This window comes from Proteus sp. G2675, assembly GCF_963886535.1.
GTDB classification, from domain to species: Bacteria; Pseudomonadota; Gammaproteobacteria; order Enterobacterales; family Enterobacteriaceae; genus Proteus; species Proteus mirabilis.
Genome location: NZ_CAWPCB010000023.1, coordinates 1 through 18,493, shown reverse-complemented (window position 1 = coordinate 18,493; position 18,493 = coordinate 1). Strand labels below are relative to the sequence as shown.

Annotated in this window: 18 protein-coding genes and 3 pseudogenes; 11 read left to right on the top strand and 10 right to left on the bottom strand. The window is 37.1% G+C overall.

The window, feature by feature from the left end; genetic code table 11:
- A pseudogene (locus tag AACQ49_RS05840) lies at positions 1 to 323 on the top strand (hypothetical protein); the annotation flags it as partial.
- 22 nt (positions 324 to 345) lie between these two features.
- Here the strand turns inward: AACQ49_RS05840 and AACQ49_RS05835 are convergent.
- From AACQ49_RS05835 to AACQ49_RS05810, 6 genes and pseudogenes are all read right to left on the bottom strand, one after another.
- On the bottom strand, positions 346 to 651 hold the full coding sequence (locus AACQ49_RS05835; protein ID WP_012367647.1) for a helix-turn-helix domain-containing protein: 306 nt from the start codon (positions 649 to 651) through the stop codon (positions 346 to 348).
- A gap of 100 nt (positions 652 to 751) precedes the next feature.
- The gene (locus AACQ49_RS05830; RefSeq protein ID WP_017628485.1) at positions 752 to 1,834 is read right to left on the bottom strand and encodes a fimbrial protein; all 1,083 of its coding nucleotides are present in this window, start codon (positions 1,832 to 1,834) and stop codon (positions 752 to 754) included.
- A gap of 9 nt (positions 1,835 to 1,843) precedes the next feature.
- Complete coding sequence (locus tag AACQ49_RS05825) at positions 1,844 to 4,378, bottom strand: fimbria/pilus outer membrane usher protein (RefSeq protein WP_004247001.1); 2,535 nt, start codon at positions 4,376 to 4,378, stop codon at positions 1,844 to 1,846.
- A 9-nt stretch (positions 4,379 to 4,387) separates the two neighbouring features.
- The gene (locus AACQ49_RS05820; RefSeq protein ID WP_026090491.1) at positions 4,388 to 5,113 is read right to left on the bottom strand and encodes a fimbrial biogenesis chaperone; all 726 of its coding nucleotides are present in this window, start codon (positions 5,111 to 5,113) and stop codon (positions 4,388 to 4,390) included.
- Between the two features lie 65 nt (positions 5,114 to 5,178).
- The gene (ucaA, locus tag AACQ49_RS05815; protein WP_161778816.1) at positions 5,179 to 5,721 is read right to left on the bottom strand and encodes a uroepithelial cell adherence major pilin UcaA; all 543 of its coding nucleotides are present in this window, start codon (positions 5,719 to 5,721) and stop codon (positions 5,179 to 5,181) included.
- Between the two features lie 496 nt (positions 5,722 to 6,217).
- Positions 6,218 to 6,355, bottom strand: a pseudogene (locus AACQ49_RS05810) (DNA polymerase III subunit theta); the annotation flags it as partial.
- Between the two features lie 244 nt (positions 6,356 to 6,599).
- Here AACQ49_RS05810 and glnS point away from each other — a divergent pair.
- The 3 genes from glnS (at position 6,600) to AACQ49_RS05795 (ending at position 10,595) form a co-directional block, all read left to right on the top strand.
- On the top strand, positions 6,600 to 8,267 hold the full coding sequence (gene glnS / locus AACQ49_RS05805) for a glutamine--tRNA ligase (RefSeq protein ID WP_012367653.1): 1,668 nt from the start codon (positions 6,600 to 6,602) through the stop codon (positions 8,265 to 8,267).
- A gap of 637 nt (positions 8,268 to 8,904) precedes the next feature.
- Positions 8,905 to 10,299 (top strand): chitoporin ChiP, encoded by a 1,395-nt coding sequence (gene chiP / locus AACQ49_RS05800; protein WP_004247531.1) that lies wholly within the window; start codon positions 8,905 to 8,907, stop codon positions 10,297 to 10,299.
- Between the two features lie 71 nt (positions 10,300 to 10,370).
- Entirely contained in the window at positions 10,371 to 10,595 is a 225-nt protein-coding gene (locus tag AACQ49_RS05795) for a type II toxin-antitoxin system HicB family antitoxin (RefSeq protein ID WP_053089892.1), read from the top strand.
- A 155-nt stretch (positions 10,596 to 10,750) separates the two neighbouring features.
- On the opposite strand, the gene fur is transcribed toward AACQ49_RS05795, so the two are convergent.
- The 4 genes from fur to ybfF all read right to left on the bottom strand — a co-directional run bounded on the left by fur (position 10,751) and on the right by ybfF (position 13,357).
- A complete protein-coding gene (gene fur, locus AACQ49_RS05790) occupies positions 10,751 to 11,197 on the bottom strand; it encodes a ferric iron uptake transcriptional regulator (RefSeq protein ID WP_004244382.1) in 447 nt (148 codons plus the stop codon).
- A gap of 190 nt (positions 11,198 to 11,387) precedes the next feature.
- The gene (gene fldA / locus AACQ49_RS05785) at positions 11,388 to 11,915 is read right to left on the bottom strand and encodes a flavodoxin FldA (protein ID WP_004244384.1); all 528 of its coding nucleotides are present in this window, start codon (positions 11,913 to 11,915) and stop codon (positions 11,388 to 11,390) included.
- A 158-nt stretch (positions 11,916 to 12,073) separates the two neighbouring features.
- A complete protein-coding gene (gene ybfE, locus AACQ49_RS05780) occupies positions 12,074 to 12,373 on the bottom strand; it encodes a LexA regulated protein (RefSeq protein ID WP_004244385.1) in 300 nt (99 codons plus the stop codon).
- 198 nt (positions 12,374 to 12,571) lie between these two features.
- Complete coding sequence (gene ybfF, locus AACQ49_RS05775) at positions 12,572 to 13,357, bottom strand: esterase (protein WP_049236266.1); 786 nt, start codon at positions 13,355 to 13,357, stop codon at positions 12,572 to 12,574.
- A gap of 464 nt (positions 13,358 to 13,821) precedes the next feature.
- Here ybfF and seqA point away from each other — a divergent pair, with 464 nt between their 5' ends.
- The 7 genes and pseudogenes from seqA to AACQ49_RS05740 all read left to right on the top strand — a co-directional run.
- The gene (seqA, locus tag AACQ49_RS05770; protein WP_004244392.1) at positions 13,822 to 14,373 is read left to right on the top strand and encodes a replication initiation negative regulator SeqA; all 552 of its coding nucleotides are present in this window, start codon (positions 13,822 to 13,824) and stop codon (positions 14,371 to 14,373) included.
- A gap of 74 nt (positions 14,374 to 14,447) precedes the next feature.
- Positions 14,448 to 16,091, top strand: coding sequence for a phosphoglucomutase (alpha-D-glucose-1,6-bisphosphate-dependent) (gene pgm, locus AACQ49_RS05765; RefSeq protein ID WP_036919970.1), 1,644 nt, complete (start codon positions 14,448 to 14,450; stop codon positions 16,089 to 16,091).
- 156 nt (positions 16,092 to 16,247) lie between these two features.
- Positions 16,248 to 16,730, top strand: a complete 483-nt coding sequence (locus tag AACQ49_RS05760; RefSeq protein WP_012367657.1) for a YehS family protein — start codon at positions 16,248 to 16,250, stop codon at positions 16,728 to 16,730.
- A gap of 148 nt (positions 16,731 to 16,878) precedes the next feature.
- Positions 16,879 to 17,211, top strand: coding sequence for a type II toxin-antitoxin system RelE/ParE family toxin (locus AACQ49_RS05755; RefSeq protein WP_004247537.1), 333 nt, complete (start codon positions 16,879 to 16,881; stop codon positions 17,209 to 17,211).
- Between the two features lies 1 nt (position 17,212).
- The gene (gene nadS, locus AACQ49_RS05750; protein WP_004247538.1) at positions 17,213 to 17,497 is read left to right on the top strand and encodes a NadS family protein; all 285 of its coding nucleotides are present in this window, start codon (positions 17,213 to 17,215) and stop codon (positions 17,495 to 17,497) included.
- Between the two features lie 308 nt (positions 17,498 to 17,805).
- Positions 17,806 to 18,012, top strand: coding sequence for a YbfA family protein (locus tag AACQ49_RS05745; protein ID WP_004247539.1), 207 nt, complete (start codon positions 17,806 to 17,808; stop codon positions 18,010 to 18,012).
- Positions 18,013 to 18,088: 76 nt separating this feature from the next.
- Positions 18,089 to 18,493, top strand: a pseudogene (locus AACQ49_RS05740) (RNA-guided endonuclease InsQ/TnpB family protein); the annotation flags it as partial.

Below are 18,493 nucleotides of genomic sequence, written 5' to 3'. Positions count from 1 at the left end.
GGGGGTTATCACTGTACAGTGAAGATGGAGCACGGGTCTTTAATACGGACTATTTGCCTTTTACCCGAGGAAAATCAATGGCATTGTTATTACGGGAGGGGAGTGTAGAGACTCCATATAGTTTGCCTTTAGTCTGTGCAACAAGTCAGTTTGTGAATGCGTCTTATCAGGATGATCCTATTGATTGGGCCAAGCGCAATACGGGGATACGTTTTCGGGGAAAACAGATTTTTGTGAGCGAACAAATACGTGATGCTCATCGGCAACATCATGTAGAGCAACGTATTCCCTTTTATGTCCTTAATGGTTCACATTATTTTTAATAAAATGAATACCTGTCTATATTTATGTGGGATACATGTCGCTTTTCTTTATTGGCATAATGCTTTCTGCTGATAATGATTGTTTTGCTTTAATCATTTCTTTTTCATTTGAAAATTTATAATTAGGCAATAGTTCTTTAGGTTTGACACCTAAAATAAACGCGATAGAGAATAAATGTTCTACTGTTATTTTGGTATGTCCATTCTCTATACGTGAATAGTGCTGTTGACTTATTTCCAATGAATGGGCTATTTCCCTCCCTGTCATCCCTAATTCTTTTCTTTTTTGCATTATTCTATAAGCAATAATGGAATTAATTGTACTCATGAACTTCATTCTCCAACAATAAACAGATTTTTAAGTTTAACAGAGTAAAAAGCATTTGTTATAAAAGCATTTTACTCTACTTATAAAACTCAATTAATTTTTATTGATATGAAAAAGTAATCGTTGCTACTGCTTTTACACTTCCTGGCGTAATAGTATTTTCTGTTTTTATATAATTAGCTTTTAATTTTATACGTGGATTTATCTCTCCTCTATAATTTGAAAAATGCCATTGATTTTGATTTCCTTTGTTAGGAGTGTCTGAACCATAACTAATCGCAGTTACTTCATTATTTTTATATAATCTTAGCCCAACGCCTTTTGCCGTAGAATCCGTTGCTAATGTTAATATATCAGAACGATTCCCATGTTGGGTCGCATCATTTAATGTAGCATAAACATCAATACCGTCTTGGCATTGAAGTTGTATATTAACTTCCCCTCCTTGCACTTCTTTATACAAAGACGTGAACTGGGATTGATAGACAGTATTTAATGGAACAACATAATTCTTTTGATTCATCGAGCATGTTTGGCTTTGCACTTGGATGCGCCCTCCATTTAACATAACAGGAGCTGTTAATCTTTTATTATTCAAACTTGCCCGATTAGATTCCAATAAAATATGGCCCAGTTGTTTGGTTGGTATCGTTACATACCCATTAGGTAATCGTCCTGTTGCGACAAAAGCAACATATAAACGAGCACCAAAACTTCCAGTTGCACCATTATAAGCATTTGGATTTGTATTGGCGGCAACAGGATCAATATATATACTTGAGCTGTTTATGGGAACCAATGGCGTTGCAGGCCAATAGCCCGCCATACCAATAATAATACCTAGCCCTGGAACTCCAGTATCAAATATATCGAAATCGGAAGATTGAGTGTTATTTCCTTGGCGAAAGTTATATGTGATTTTGCCTATTTTAGGTAATGTAGGAGTAAATTTTCCACGCATTAATGCTATTAAACTACCGCCGTTAAATATATATTGATTACTTGTTCCGGTGAGTTCCCCTATCACTCGTGGGTAAGTATGGGCATCAGCAGGACCAATAACAACAACAGGGAGGGTAGATGTGTTGATTGTTATTGGAGACGGTACGTAGTCATCTGCACCAGCAACAGCTAGACTAGGGAATAGAGTTAAAAGAAATAATATGACAAAGATTCTTTTCATGGTTTGTTCCTAATTAGAGTGCGGTATACACTGAACAGGAATGGTTTGAGGTCGCATGTCAGTTTCATTGCGTGTCGCATGATATGTAAATGAGCATTTATCGTCATGATTTGGTCCCCATATCACATCAAGTTGACCTTGTTTAGGAAGACCGCGGGTAAATAAGCGTCCAGCTTGAGCCACATATCCGACTAACTGCTTATGCTCATCCAAAACCTCGGAAGCCATTGGAGGAGTACTACCATCTGGCATTCGAATATCAAATAGTAGGCTTCTCCCTGTTTGAGTATTAAATGTCACTAACGTGGCACTATTAGCGCGAGGAATGATTTCTTGTTCTGTTGCTGATAACTCAACATTCAAATCCAAATTAGTGGGGTCGATGCTAATTTGATTTTTTTCATAAGGCGTGACATAAGGCACAATACCATTTCCCCAAAAATCTAATCGGCTACCTGGTGCATTATTAATGACCGCACCTTGTGCTCCTTTTGCATGGATAATGGTAAAAGTATCACTTAAATCATTACTTAACGTCACTCCATAAGGATGTACGACAACGGCCCCCGACGCACCCAATGACATTTGACGATTATGTTGAGTATCTTGCCCGACGGTTGCGGTTACATTTACATAAGGTGAACGATAGCCTCCATTCATCGCATAGCCGGAAGGTCCACTTTCCTGACTATTACCTGAAATACCATAAGAGAATTGATTATCTTCCCCAGCGATACCGCTGATGGATGTTTGAATGCTGTTTTTCTCGCCTTTATTATAATTTAAGACAGTAGAAAAAATGGGGCTTTGAACACGCTCTCCCAAAGGAAGCGTAAAGTTCACATAAAATCTGTCATCTCGGCGTTGTTGCTCATTATCTCGTGATTGAGAAAAGCCAATCTGATAACCAAGTTTTTTCCAAAAATGGCTATATCCCATCTGATACTCATTACGACTTCCTTTATGCTCCCAGTAATTATAAGTGGTACCAGTTAAAAATATATTTCCCCATTTTTCACCTAATTCTTGATTAATTGAAACTTGGAATTGATTTTTAGGGCGATAAAATGCGGCACTTTTTATGGAAACATCATCAATAAATTCACTGTGATTAGCCAATAGCGCATCTTTCAAATGGTAAAAATCTTTAGATGAATAACGATAGGCTGCTAACGTGATATTTGTACTCGTGGTCGGAATATTGACGCTATAGCTAGTATGTAAACTGTAGCCTTTACGCGTTACGTTAGAGTGATTAAATGTTGTTCTGGACAATGTAATGTCAGATGCAATTGCCCCAATCGGCGTGTTAAAAGCAACACCAGCCAATCCTGCGGTATATTTTGAGCTTGTGGTCAGTCCACTATTTAAAGTGATATCATTTGTCAAACCATATTGATATGTGCCTTGTGCAATTAAATCATGATATGTCTCATTTGCATAACGATAGCGTCCCACTGACATTTGCCAACGGCTAAATCCGGGACGAATAAGTTGGGCAACAGAAGCAAAAGGAACCGTAAATGTTCTTGTTTGTCCATTAGATTCGGTTATTTGCACAAGAAGGTCGCCAGCATATCCACTGGGATACAAATCATTAATGACAAAGGGGCCAGCAGGCACAGTTGTTTCATAAAGGATGTGAGCATTTTGATAAATCGTAACTTTAGCATTACTATTAGCAATGCCTCGCACGATCGGAGCGTAGCCACGTAAAGAGTTGGGTAACATTCGTTCATCCGATGCTAATCGAATTCCCCGTAAGCTAAGGCTATCCATTAACTCGCCATTCGTATAAAAATCACCTAATGTGAATTGTGCCCGTAACTGAGCAATATCATGCGTCACATTTGTTTCGATATTCTGATACCCAGTAGAATGACCATTATTCCAGCTTTCACCACCACGGTGACGAAAAGCCCATCCCCATAAATTGAGTCCCGCTTTTAACCCAAGGTAAGTCTGCTCATTATTTATATCCGGAGTATTGTATTGATAATAGTTAACATCATAGTTGACAAATGCGGCAGGGACTCCACTTTGCCACTGTGCAGGGGCAATATATCCTCGAGGTCGAGTATTCACTTGTGCCTGAGGAATTTCTATATTCAGCTTTAAAGTGGATAAATCAAAATGAAATTTTGCTGAGGGGAGTCCTTCTGAGGCGGGATAACAAGTGGCTTTATAACTGTTTTCAGGAACAGTGCCTTTGACGACATCAATTAATGAAAGTAATTCCGGCGTTAGACATAACGTCGACGTATTCGCATTGTCAGTATATAAATACTGTACATTAGCTTTTCCTTTCCATTCATTATTGAGATAGATATCAGCGTAATACTTGCCCTCAGGAATAGGGTTGCCATAATTAAAGCGACGTATATCAATCGCATTCTTTCCTTGCACTGAATGCAAAAAGCTAGGATCAAATTCAGCTTCTTCAGCAGCGAATGAAGAAGTTGTTATCACCCCAATCCCTAAAGCGACACAAAACGGAAGAGAATAACGATAGGAAATGAGGTGTAATTGGTTATTAAAATTCATTATATTACCTTATTCCAAAGTAGATTCACCTTGTTGGTATCCACCATAATCATTAACAACAACCCAAGTGACTTTATTTGTTAATATTGGCTTCTCTTTAAGTGAAAATATTTTTGAAGAAAAAGGAGCTATCATCCCACTTTGTTCAACAGGCGTTAGCTGTTTATCCTGACCCACTGAGATTTTGTTGTAAGTGATGTAATAAGGTGTTGGGTTAATCGCTTTAATGCGTAGTGCTCCTTCCTGATGCCAAGTCACTTTTTGGTAAGCATCATCAGGCGTTACGTTGAGATTATCAGGGCGAAAGAAAAACTTAATGCGACTACGAACGGCTAATTGTAAGTAATTGTTATTTCCCTCTGAGTTTTCCGAATTTTCTTCCACTTTAGGTTTTGCTGGAATGTCTAAGACATTTAGATAGAAAAGAGACTCTCTATCTTGTGGTAATGATTCACCGGTATAGACAATCCGGATGGTTTGCCCTGATTTCGGCTCCATACGAAATATGGGAGGAGTAATGATAAAAGGAACGTGAATTGAATCTGGTGCTGCAGCTGCGTTTCCGGTATCTAACCAAGACTGAATTAATGCGGGGGATTCATCGTTATTATTTAATTGAACATTAATGCTTTTTTGCGTTGCGGGATAAACAACGCGGGTCCCCATAATAACCACACTGGCTTGAGCCACTGTGGATACAAACAGAGTCAAGAAAATAAGAATGAACTTTAACATAATACCTCTAGAAGGAAATGGGGCAGTTTTTTCTGCCCCGTAAAATAAAAGCAATCCAATAAACCTTACTCATAGGCAATGGTGTAATGAACGGTTGCTTTTACATTCCCAGCGGTAGATTGTCCGGTTGCATAATATTGAGCAAAATATGGGAGGTTTACATTAGCATTGTCGATTTGTACTGGATGGACATCTTGTGTTGCAGAATCAGTACCTAACTGGATTGTTGTTGCTGCATCTGAGTTAAGTAATTGAACTTGAACATTATCAGCTTTAGTTTGTGCAGTATTTTTTAAGTTGTGTGTGGTTACATCAATGTCACTTGAAGGTTCAAAATATGTTTTGACACTTTGTGCACCATCCATACCAACAGCGCAACCAGTTAAATGAATAGTAAATGGAGTAAGACCTGCAGTAGCCGCATTTTCATTTAATGTAGTGGTGGATACTGTAGGTAATGTTACCGCTAAATTCTTATCATTTGTATTGACAGAGCAGGTTTGCGCAACAACTTTACCTGTAAATGTAATTGTTCCGTCATACGCCATAGATGAGCCAGCAAATGCAGCAGAAAGAATAGTAGCTAGTGCTATAACTTTTCTTTTCATATATTTATGATTCCTATTTTAAATTAAAGTTAAGTTATTTTTTGTTTTTCAAAAAAATGAAAAGTATTATTGAATAATAAAATATATATAATCCTATTAAATAGAGTTTATAGTGAGGTTTATATTTGTAGATTATATAAATAATAAAGATATTAAGTTTTTTAATGGTGATGTAGCAAATATAAAAATAAATAATTGAAATTATTATTTCAAATATCACTTAAGTAAAGATGGTTTTTTCGATCGATGGCGTTGATTTTGATAGTTACGACCTATTAATGGTTGGTGAAATGATCGTTAAAATCGATCTTGTTATTGTTGTTCAATGTGTTATATCAATGATTGATGATATATATATGAGAAGGTTATTAGTCAAAACTTGAGTTTTAATATAAATCAAATTGCTTAGCTCTTTCAGATATGGTGCAGAATTCCCATGTAGCAACTTCTTATTTTTTTCACTATAAAACACTAACCCTTTATTAAAATACATTCATAAATGTGCTGGTTGTTGTCGTTCAACTTTGGACGCAACAATTGGCATGTTGAGCCGTTCTTTATATGCGACACCTGAAGTAGCCAAATCGACATTGATTTTGTCTTTTTCTTCTTGAGATAAGTTTGCGAGGTTCATAACGGATCCGGTTAGTTTTTGGAGAGTATAGCAGGGTGGGAGAATTTAACAGAAAACACACTCACTAAAACTTGTAATATATTGATTTATTTGTCTGGTATTGTCATGTTTTGACGTGTTTTTTCTTATTAATTATATCATGGTTAAATTGTAAATAATTGATTTTAAAACAATAGCTTGATTTAAGTCTGCTTATTGGATTATAGTAGGTCAATATGCGTTTTGCTTTGAGGAAAAAATGACCATGAATGAGGCAGATGCCCGCCCAACGAACTTTATTCGTCAAATTATTGACGAAGATCTGGCTACCGGGAAACATAATAGTGTCCATACCCGTTTCCCTCCTGAACCTAATGGCTATCTTCATATTGGCCATGCAAAATCAATTTGCTTAAATTTTGGTATTGCACAAGATTATCAAGGTAAATGTAATTTACGTTTTGATGATACGAATCCAGTAAAAGAAGATGTTGAATATATCAACTCGATTCAAAAAGACGTTCAGTGGTTAGGTTTCCAATGGGATGGTAACGTTCATTACTCCTCTGACTATTTTGATCAACTGTATCAATATGCGATTGAGCTGATTAACAAAGGCTTGGCTTATGTTGATGAGTTGAGTGCTGAAGAAATTCGTGAATATCGTGGCACACTCAAAGAGCCAGGAAAAAATAGCCCTTATCGCTCTCGTAGTGTAGAAGAAAACTTAGCGCTATTTGAAAAAATGCGTGCGGGTGGCTTTGAAGAGGGGAAAGCGTGCCTACGTGCGAAAATTGACATGGCATCACCATTTATTGTCATGCGTGATCCTGTTCTTTACCGGATCAAATTCGCTGAACACCATCAAACAGGTAACAAATGGTGCATTTATCCAATGTATGATTTTACCCATTGTATTTCTGATGCATTGGAAAATATCACACATTCTTTATGTACTTTGGAATTCCAAGATAACCGTCGTTTATATGATTGGGTGTTGGATAATATCACTATTCCTTGCCACCCTCGTCAATATGAGTTCTCACGTCTTAATCTTGAATATACCGTCATGTCTAAGCGCAAGCTAAATCAGCTTGTGACAGAAAATATTGTTGATGGTTGGGATGATCCGCGTATGCCGACAATTTCTGGCTTACGTCGTCGTGGCTATACGGCTGAGTCAATCCGCGAATTCTGTCAACGTATTGGTGTGACCAAACAAGATAACAACGTGGAAATGGCATCATTAGAAGCTTGTATTCGTGATGATTTAAACGAAAATGCACCTCGTGCGATGGCTGTTATCGATCCGGTACGTTTAGTGATTGAAAATATGCCAGAAGGTGAAGAGATTTTAACTGCGCCAAATCACCCAAATAAACCAGAAATGGGAACTCGTGAAGTACCATTTAGCCGTGAAATTTATATTGATCGTGCAGATTTTAAAGAAGAAGCCAATCGTCAATATAAACGTCTGGTATTAGGTAAAGAAGTCCGTCTGCGTAATGCTTATGTCATTAAAGCAGAACGAGTTGAAAAAGATGAACAAGGTGAAATAACCACCATTTATTGTACTTACGATCCACAGACGTTAAATAAAGATCCGGCTGATGGTCGTAAAGTAAAAGGGGTGATCCACTGGGTCAGCATTCCACATGCTATTCCAGCAGAAATTCGTCTTTATGATCGTTTATTTAGCGTACCGAATCCTGGTGCTGAAGAGGATTTCTTATCAACCATTAACCCTGAATCATTAGTGATCCGTCAAGGTTTTGTGGAAGCAAGCTTAAAAGATGCGGCTATTGAAAAAGCGTATCAATTTGAGCGTGAAGGTTACTTCTGTGCTGATAAGCTTTCGACAGCGGATAAACTGGTCTTTAACCGTACTGTTGGTTTACGTGATACTTGGGCGAAGATTTCGAAACAAGGTTAATACGCTCTGTTTTAGTGGCGTGTAATATCATTAAACTCACATCTTAATAAAATGCTCGATAATAATTTATCGAGCATTTTTTATTTATCAAATAAGTTTGTTTTTATCGACCAATAATTATTATTTTTTATTTTGTAATGTGAGTTTCTATAGCTATTATTTGTATCAATTCTTATTTACGTTGTGTTAGATTATTAACTTTTGTCATCATCTTCTTCTTTTATTTCATATGATTATATTGAATTTGTCTATAATAATAAAAATGTGAACCATGACACATATTTTTCTTTTCTAAAAAAGTTTATTAATTAATACGACTAATAATTCTTTTCTATAAAAACGAAACATTATCATATTAGGTGTGATAATTTTCTTTTTTAATATCAATATATTAAAAAATATTTACGTTCTACTTGTCCCTCATTGACTAAAGAAAAAATATGAAACTGTAATTAAGTAATGTGCCCTTGGTCATATTTTGATAAAAATTCTTTTTTTTAGGTTGATAATTCGCGTCGCGAAAAATAAGCTGTTGTTAACCTAATTTTAGGTTTTTTCCCCATTTGGGGTTTTATATTTGGAAATAGGCGTTGGTGCTTATTTCTTTTTTAGTCAAAGTCAAAGAGGAAACAATGCTATGGTTATGCAACATGCTAAACCAGGCAGGGTGGCACTTGCCGTTATGGGCGCATTGCTTGTAACTGCACTACCTGCGAAAATGTCTTATGCTGAAGGATTTATTGATGACTCAACCCTGACAGGGGGGATCTATTACTGGCAACGTGACCGTGATAGAAAAGAGTTAACACCAAACAGTCCTGATTACGGCAAATATAAAGCCAATTTACACCACTCTACCTTTAACGCTAATCTTGATTTTTCTTCTGGTTATCTGGGTGATTTTTTTGGTATTGATTTAGCTGCTTTTGGTGCTGTTGAACTTAACAACAGTGGGCCAGCTGCACCTAATGAAATAGGATTTAGTGATGCAAAAAGTCGCTGGGATGAAAAATGGACAGGTGATCGCAGTGGCGTGAGTATTTATAAAGCTGCTGCTAAATTTAAATTAGGCCATTTCTGGGCTCAAGGTGGATATATTCAACCTAAAGGGCAAACATTATTACGTCCTCATTGGAGTTTCTTACCCGGTACTTATCGCGGTGCAGAAGCGGGCGCTGTATTTGATTTCGATAAAAATGGTGAACTCTCTTTCTCATATATGTGGACTGATGAATATAAAGCGCCGTGGTATCGGAATATGTACAATTTCCGTAAGGCAGACTTAGAGACAAATATCAGTTATTTACACTCTTTTGGTGCCAAATATGATTTTAAAAATAGCTTAGTATTAGAAGCCGCATTTGGCCAAGCTGATGGTTATATTGATCAATATTTTGGCAAAGTTTCTTACGATTTCCCTATCGCAAATAATACATTAAAAACCTCTTATCAATTCTACGGTGCAAAAGATAAAGTCACCGGAGGGGGAATTAACGATGTTTATGATGGTTTGGCATGGTTACAAGCATTCACTTTAGGCTATACCTACAATGTATTTGATTTTAAAGTTGAAGGTACTTGGGTTAAAGCAGAAGGTAACCAAGGTTACTTTTTACAACGTATGACGCCGGGATGGGCAACCTCGAATGGTCGTTTAGATATCTGGTGGGATGGTCGTTCTGATTTTAACGCCAATGGTGAAAAAGCATTATATGCGGGAGTGATGTATGATCTAAAAAATTGGGATCTACCGGGCTGGGCGATTGGTACTTCCTATGTGTATGCTTGGGATGCAAAACCGAGTAGTAACCCTATTTATGACCAAAGTAAACGCATTAGAGAAAGCGCATGGAATGCCGACATCATGTATACCGTTCAAGAGGGGAGAGCGAAAGGTACGTTATTTAAACTCCACTACACTCGTTATGATAACCATTCCGATATACCAAGCTATGAAGGTGGTTTTGGTAATATCTTCCAAGATGAAAAAGACGTTAAATTCAATGTGATCATGCCATTTACGATTTTCTAAATAACAATAAGGATAAAGTGTATTTATTACGCTTTATCCTTAATAGTTTGAGAGTGTGATAGGAGTAAAACATGATTAAAAGCACAAATATCATGATAATAAATGGTCACCTTGCATCTGTTGTTTATGGATCAGAAATAAGTGCATTCCGAGGACAATTTTTAGATGTCAATGGGTATTGTGACTTTGTTGCTGATAGTATTGAAGGGTTGCAAAAAGAAGGCGCAATTTCCTTAGCTGAATTTATTGAGACTTGTACTGAAGAGGAGATCGCACCTTTTAAAAGTAGAAGATAAGCTGAAAGTATTTACACTACGCTATCCTGCTTGGTTAGAGGCGAGATTGAATGCTACGGTTGCTGCCCATGATATTTCAAAATGTAGTAAATCTTTACCAATAAAAAAGGAACTGCAGGCAGTTCCTTTTTTTACTGAGATATTATCCAGAATGATTACTTCTCATCATGTGCGTGGCTATCTTCTTTACAATTACCTGCGGCGCAGTGACCATATAAATACAGGCTATGATTGGAAAGTTTGATGCCATGGCGTTCAGCGATATTTCTTTGACGAACTTCGATAGCATCGTCAGTAAACTCGATAACTTTACCACAATCAAGGCAAATTAAGTGATCATGGTGATGTTGTTGAGTTAATTCAAATACTGATTTACCACCTTCAAAATTATGTCGGGTAACAATACCAGCATCATCAAATTGGTTTAAGACGCGATAGACTGTTGCCAGACCAATCTCTTCGCCGATATCGATCAGTTTTTTATAGAGATCTTCAGCACTGACATGATGGCACTCAGGATCCTGGAGCACTTCCAAGATCTTTAAGCGAGGAAGTGTAACTTTTAACCCAGCATTTTTTAACGCTTTATTATTGTCGGTCATGCGGATTTAATCCTGTTGCTAATGGTGAATTTAATATGTGCTCACAAAATACTGTATATATTCATTAATACATAGGGTATTTAATAACCTTAATGATTATAGGCATGATATTAAAAAATAAACACCCCACCTATCACACTATCTTAGCACACCATTGAATAATTATCATTCTCAATATTAAGAATTTATATTATCCCAGAATTTCGTCAAGGCTCATCTCTTCTTTGATCTGAGCAACCCAAGCGTCAACACGCTCTTCAGTTAATTCTGGTTGGCGATCTTCATCAATCGCAAGGCCGATAAAGTGATTATCATCAGCAAGACCTTTAGATGCTTCAAAATGATAACCTTCAGTAGGCCAATGACCCACAATGACTGCGCCACGAGGTTCAATGATATCACGAATAGTTCCCATTGCGTCACAGAAGTATTCTGCATAGTCTTCTTGGTCACCACAACCAAATAGAGCAACAAGTTTACCGTTGAAATCAATATCTTCTAATGTTGGGAAAAAGTCATCCCAATCGCATTGTGCTTCACCATAATACCAGGTAGGAATACCTAGTAATAGAATATCAAATGCTTCGATGTCTTCTTGACTGGATTTTGCGATATCATGAACTTCGGCATTATCCGCGCCTAATCTTTCTTGAAGCATTTTGGCAATATTTTCAGTGTTGCCGGTATCACTGCCGAAGAATATTCCTATGATTGCCATAAAGTGAGATAACCTCTTTTATTCTCTTTGTCTGTATTTTTGAACAATTACCAGTAAAAGATAAACATCATGTTTTCATAATTGAAAACTAAAGCACTATTTTGACGAAAAGAGCAGGGTAATTCTGTCGAATTTGTGTGATTTTCCTGCTGATTTTTTTAGCTTTGATGTTTTTTTAACGCATAAGTTTGTGCGAGTTGTTCTAGTAATATTTCTTCAATAAGCTCACTACGACTGACATTTTTTGCGCTCGCAAGCTCATTAAGCGCATTGACAGCATCCTCATTTAGTTTCAACTCAACCCGACGTAATCCATTGACGCGATCGCGTCGTAATTGGTTTCGTTTATTAATTCTAAGCTGTTCATCCCGAGAAAGCGGGTTTGTTTTAGGTCGCCCAGGTCTGCGTTCATTTGCGAACAAATCCAGTGTGGTGCGATCAGTTTGTTCTTTTGCCATAAATTTTGCTGTGAAAGGGCGTATACCAATGACTCAATATGAAGCGCCCAATAATACCCCACATATCGGCGTATCGCTACTGCTTCCTGTGTTTAACCTATTGTCATTTGGTCTTTTTATCAACAATGACAGATTTAAGAGCAATAATTGTACGCTATAAAATAGTATTGCTGGTGATTTATAACCAACAAAGGAACGTTATACTGTTTTGGCTAAGAAGCGACGAATGGCCTTAATTACTGTTTCTGGTTTTTCAGAATGCACCCAATGTCCTGTATTGGCGACAACAAAGGCGGTTGCTTGTGGAAATTGGCGAGCAATATTATTGCGATATTCATCTAAAATATATGGGGATAGTCCACCACGTATAAACAAAACAGGATGATGCCAAGCAGGCACCTCTTGCCAACCAATAATATCGGGGTAAGCCTGTTTGATTGCGGGTAAATTAAATAACCATTCACCTTTTTTAAATGATTTAAGCAGGAATTGGATAACGCCGTCTTCCTCAATAAAAGGGCGCATAATAGCAATAGCTTCTGTACGTTGTGTGACGTGAGCTTTAGTGACAGCTTCAAGGGCTGCAAAAATTTTATCATGACGACGAACATTATAAGCAACAGGAGACATATCAATAACTACGATACGTTCAAGGCGAAGAGGTGCGAGAGCGGTCATTGCCATTGCAATTTTCCCTCCCATTGAGTGACCTATAACGATTGCTTTTGCGATATTTAAGCTATCAAGCAGGGCTAATACATCTTGTGCCATATCGTGATAGTGCATACTTTCACTATGAGGAGAATGCCCATGGTTGCGCACATCAATTTGTATCACGGTGTGGTCTTGACGTAGATCGCGACCTAGTACGCCTAGATTATTGAGATCACCAAAAAGCCCATGGATCAACACAATAGGTAAATTGTTTATCGTTGCTGTTTCTGGTTGATGTATTTGATAGTTTAATAATGCATTGAGTTTCATATTGATGACCAAAATTAAGTCTATTTTTTCCTTATGATGACATGTGCAATCATATTAGCCAACTTGTTGTCTTTTTCGGAATATGAAATAAAGTTAATCTAACAAGAGATAGTTTAATTTATTATATTCTGAGAAAATAGAATAATATAGATTATTATTCCAAATTTAACGGGGAAGATAAAATTTTGATATAGCTCAATAAGGATAAGTCAGAGTTTTATATTATTTTAATTGCTGATGTGAAAGGGCATTGAAGAAGATGTCAACTCTATTCTATGGCAATAAATTCAAAGAATAGAAGATGATACAGCTAGAAACAATAGGATAAATACCCAGCTTAAAGTTTAAAAAGATTAATTCTTTAATGAATACGCTTTAAGTTATTGAAATTTTACCTATTTTGTTTTTAAAGATTATATCTTATAATCCTAGTCACTTTTTTTTGAAAATAGTACTGGGTAGCAATGAAAAAGATAGAAATTGATGACGAACTTTACCGCTATATCGCTAGCGAAACTAGACATATCGGTGAAAGCGCTTCAGATATTTTAAGGCGTCTATTGAAGCTTGATGCCAAACAGCCCGTACAGCCAGTCGTTGTCACTGAGTCAGTACAAGCGCCTGTCGTTAAACAGGATGCTGATCTTAAGCCTGTCGCACCAGCAAAAAATCCGGTCCGTGAAATGCGTGAACTGCTGTTATCTGATAGTTATGCAGAGAAAACAAAATCAGTTGATCGTTTTTTACAGATCCTGTCTACATTATATAGCTTAGATAGTGCTACTTTTACTCAATCTGCTGAAACAGTACATGGACGCACGCGAATTTATTTTGCCGGTGATGAAAAAACATTGCTCGACAGTGGACGTCATACAAAACCTCGCCATATTCCCGGTACGCCATTTTGGGTTATTACCAACTCAAATACTGAGCGTAAAAGAACTATGGTACAAAGCATCATGCAGGATATGCAATTCCCTGCCAATGAGATTGATAAAGTGTGTGGAACTATCTAAACACTATTGTTAATTGATGCATTGCAAAGGCTTTCGTTTAAAGCATGATTGTGATGTAAAATAGGAGAAGATTTGTGGCAATCCATTCAAGAGCTGGGCAACATACTCGTCAAAGCGATCTGATTAATGTAGCGCAATTAACCGCACAATATTATTCACTAAAACCGCAAGCAAATCAGAATGCTCATCGTGTGAAATTTGGTACATCGGGTCACCGAGGCAGTGCCAAACGTCATAGCTTTAATGAAGCACATATTCTAGCAATTGCTCAAGCTATTGCTGAAGTCCGAGCTAATAATGGTGTAACGGGGCCTTGCTATGTAGGTAAAGATACCCATGCATTATCTGAGCCTGCTTTTATTTCGGTTTTAGAAGTGCTTGCTGCAAATAAAGTTAACGTGATTATTCAAGAGAATAATGGTTATACCCCAACGCCTAGCGTTTCCTTCTCTATTTTAACTTACAATCAAGGGCACCAAGACATTGCTGATGGTATCGTCATTACACCATCACATAATCCTCCAGAAGATGGGGGGATAAAATACAATCCATCAAATGGTGGGCCTGCTGATACTGATTTAACCTCTGTGATTGAAAAACGCGCCAATGAATTATTGGAAAATAATTTATTGGGGGTTAAACGTCTTTCTTATGATGATGCATTAGCGAGTGGTTATATCCACGAGCAAGATTTAATTATGCCTTATGTTAAAGCGTTAGGTGACGTTGTTGATATGAAGGCAATTAAAAAAGCGGGTTTGAAATTAGGTGTCGATCCACTGGGTGGTTCAGGAATTGAATACTGGAAACGCATAGGTGAATATTACGAACTTGATCTTGAGTTGGTAAACGATCAGGTGGATCAAACTTTCCGCTTTATGACATTAGATCATGATGGTGTGATCCGTATGGATTGCTCATCACCTTGGGCAATGGAAGGTTTATTGCAACTGCGTGATAAATTTGACTTAGCTTTCGCCAATGACCCTGATTACGATCGCCATGGTATTGTCACTCCTTCGGGCTTGATGAATCCTAACCACTATTTAGCGGCAGCGATTAATTATCTTTTTCGCCATCGTCCTCAGTGGTCAAATGAGGTAAAAGTGGGTAAAACACTCGTCTCTAGCGCGATGATTGACCGAGTCGTGGCTGATTTAGGTCGTGAACTTGTTGAAGTACCTGTCGGCTTCAAATGGTTTGTGCAAGGTCTATTCAGTGGCGAGTTTGGTTTTGGTGGTGAAGAGAGTGCGGGGGCATCATTCTTACGTTTTAATGGTAAACCGTGGTCAACAGATAAAGATGGTATTATCTTATGTTTACTGGCTGCTGAAATAAAAGCGGTAACAGGTAAAGATCCACAACAACATTATAACGAGTTAGCGCAGCGTTTTGGCTCTCCAAGCTATAATCGTATACAAGCATCTGCAACTCATGAGCAAAAAGCGTTGTTGTCACGATTATCACCAGAAATGGTCACCGCAAATACCTTAGCAGGTGATCCTATTACTGCGCGTTTAACTCACGCATCTGGTAATGGTGCTGCTATTGGTGGTTTAAAAGTGATGACCGATTATGGTTGGTTTGCCGCTCGTCCTTCTGGAACCGAAGAAGCGTACAAAATTTATTGTGAAAGCTTCCGTGGCTCTGAGCATCGCGAATTAATTGAAAAAGAAGCCATTGAAATTGTTAATAATGTTTTTGCCAGTAAACAATAAACTAAATAACTTAGTCGTATAATTTATTTATCACCAAATAGAATACACTCTACCTATAGGTGGAGTGTATTTTTTTAATCATAATAACTTTTAGATCACAACATTGATATCCATCATTGATGATTGATTTAGAATTGAATAAAGAGCGGATAATCAATGCAAAATAATTATGTGTTACGCAGTGTGCGTTATATGTTAGATCTTAGCGATGGTCATATTGTTGATATAATGAAACTGGCGGATTTCACTGCGACTAAAGAGCAAGTCAATCAGTGGTTAAAAAAAGACGATGATCCTGCCTTTGTTGAGTGTGATGATATGGCCTTGGGACATTTTTTAAATGGGCTTATCTTTTATCGTCGTGGTAAAGATGAAAAATATCCTACTCCAGAAGTCGAAAAACGGATAACCAACAATATTATTTTAAAGAAATTACGTGTTGCCTTTGAATTAAAAGACATGGATATGATTAATATTTATGAACTAGCGGATTTTCGCGTTTCTAAGCCTGAACTTAGCGCGATATTTCGTAAGCCAGGACATAAAAACTACCGTAACTGTGGCGATCAACTGGTGAGATACTTTCTGAAAGGGTTAACTGAAACCTTACGTGGCAAAGGCAAAGCGGTGAAGAAATAAATATGTCTTAATTCAAATTATTCCCTCTTAATAGAAATAGAAGAATTTTTTCAAGAAAATTCTTTATAGTATGAGAACTCGTATTTAATCTTGAATTTTGATGGTGTACATTGTACACTTTCAAATGATGGATTAGAAAGGGAACTTAATGAGTCATGCTATAGAATTTATTGAAACCTCAATATTTACTCAGCAAATCAAACTATTGGCTACAGATAAAGAAATAAGAATACTTCAAAATGAACTTATCAGTAAACCTGATAAAGGCGACTTAATTAAAGGAACAGGTGGATTACGCAAAATAAGAATGGCTGTAGGTAACAAAGGTAAAAGTGGGGGGACTAGAGTTATTTATTTTTTAGCGACTAAAGAAGTTATCTATTTAGTTATGGCGTATCCAAAAACAATAAAAATTAGTTTAACTGATTCAGAAAAGATTGAGTTAAAAAAACTAACAAAAAAACTTAAAGGTGAACGGTGATATGAGTTTCTTCAATGATCTAAAAGCCTCTTTAGAAGAAGCCGTAGAAATTAAAAATGGCGATAAAAAAGCATCGAAAGTGACTCGGTTTGAAGTTGCTGATGTAAAAGCGATTAGGGAGCAACTTAACGTTTCACAAAGTGAATTTGCACATGCATTAGGGACAAGTATCGATACTGTAAAAAGTTGGGAATTAAAAAGACGTAATCCGACAGGGCTTACAGCGAAAGTACTTATTGCTATTTATAAAAACCCTAATTTATTTAAAGAGTTAGCCAATATCTAATTTCTTGTTTACTGCTAAACTTATTTTGTTTAGCAGTAAATCTCATTCTCTGATTTTCTCTTTTTTATCATTCACTCGCGAAATTATTTACTATAACCGTAATTCAATAAAGTATTAGTTTGCTTTGTTAATATTTTTTTTGTTTTTGTTTCAATTTTGTTTCATTTTTATTTCTATTGTGAAATTTAATTACACTACAAGCAAAATAAAGGTGATTTTTCGCACAAAATAAGTGGTCTGATCAGTAGTAAAATTTCATCAAATGAGGTAAAATTTCAGCATCAATTCATTTTATGCAGGAGAACACTATGCCAGCTTATAACGAATACACTAAAAAACATGTTTTAGCCCGTCGTACTGGTGCGGTAGCGCTAGGTATTGTGGCATTTCCTGTTATGGTTTTTCATCCTAAACGCGCTCAGTTTTATAGCTATTTACATCGTGTATGGTCTAAAACAAGCAATAAGCCAGTTTGGTTAGCTAAATCAGAAATGGCATTAACTAGCCATAAATAACAGAAAATTCCATTTAACGCCTGTTGAAACAGGCGTTATTTTTTCCCCTTCTTCAAACCCTTTTTAACGTGTTATTATAAGGAAAGACTACCTTCACAAAGTCACCAGCGAAATCAGCAAAAACCACGCAATGATTGTCATTGAGGACTTAAAGGTCAGTAACATGTCTAAATCGGCCAAAGGTACGACAGAACGGCATGGACGGAACGTAAAAGCTAAATCTGGTTTAAACCGCTCAATACTGGAGCAGGGCTGGTATGAAATGCGCCGTCAGCTTGAGTACAAGCAGCTCTGGCGAGGAGGTCAGGTACTGGCAATACCCCCTGCCTACACCAGTCAGAAGTGCGCTTGCTGTGGTCATACAGCAAAGGAAAACCGCCAGTCACAAAGTCAATTCGAGTGCCTTGAATGTGGATATACAGCGAATGCTGATATCAACGGGGCACGTAACATTTTAGCGGCAGGACATGCCGTGCTTGCC

Coding starts and splice junctions, on each gene's coding strand:
- AACQ49_RS05830 (WP_017628485.1), bottom strand. CDS start 1,834: ATGAAAAGAATCTTTGTCATATTATTTCTTTTAACTCTATTCCCTAGT.
- seqA (WP_004244392.1), top strand. CDS start 13,822: ATGAAAAAGATAGAAATTGATGACGAACTTTACCGCTATATCGCTAGC.
- AACQ49_RS05795 (WP_053089892.1), top strand. CDS start 10,371: ATGATTAAAAGCACAAATATCATGATAATAAATGGTCACCTTGCATCT.
- AACQ49_RS05825 (WP_004247001.1), bottom strand. CDS start 4,378: ATGAATTTTAATAACCAATTACACCTCATTTCCTATCGTTATTCTCTT.
- ybfE (WP_004244385.1), bottom strand. CDS start 12,373: ATGGCAAAAGAACAAACTGATCGCACCACACTGGATTTGTTCGCAAAT.
- AACQ49_RS05760 (WP_012367657.1), top strand. CDS start 16,248: ATGCAAAATAATTATGTGTTACGCAGTGTGCGTTATATGTTAGATCTT.
- nadS (WP_004247538.1), top strand. CDS start 17,213: ATGAGTTTCTTCAATGATCTAAAAGCCTCTTTAGAAGAAGCCGTAGAA.
- AACQ49_RS05820 (WP_026090491.1), bottom strand. CDS start 5,113: ATGTTAAAGTTCATTCTTATTTTCTTGACTCTGTTTGTATCCACAGTG.
- fur (WP_004244382.1), bottom strand. CDS start 11,197: ATGACCGACAATAATAAAGCGTTAAAAAATGCTGGGTTAAAAGTTACA.
- AACQ49_RS05835 (WP_012367647.1), bottom strand. CDS start 651: ATGAGTACAATTAATTCCATTATTGCTTATAGAATAATGCAAAAAAGA.
- fldA (WP_004244384.1), bottom strand. CDS start 11,915: ATGGCAATCATAGGAATATTCTTCGGCAGTGATACCGGCAACACTGAA.
- ucaA (WP_161778816.1), bottom strand. CDS start 5,721: ATGAAAAGAAAAGTTATAGCACTAGCTACTATTCTTTCTGCTGCATTT.
- chiP (WP_004247531.1), top strand. CDS start 8,905: ATGGTTATGCAACATGCTAAACCAGGCAGGGTGGCACTTGCCGTTATG.
- AACQ49_RS05745 (WP_004247539.1), top strand. CDS start 17,806: ATGCCAGCTTATAACGAATACACTAAAAAACATGTTTTAGCCCGTCGT.
- AACQ49_RS05755 (WP_004247537.1), top strand. CDS start 16,879: ATGAGTCATGCTATAGAATTTATTGAAACCTCAATATTTACTCAGCAA.
- ybfF (WP_049236266.1), bottom strand. CDS start 13,357: ATGAAACTCAATGCATTATTAAACTATCAAATACATCAACCAGAAACA.
- glnS (WP_012367653.1), top strand. CDS start 6,600: ATGAATGAGGCAGATGCCCGCCCAACGAACTTTATTCGTCAAATTATT.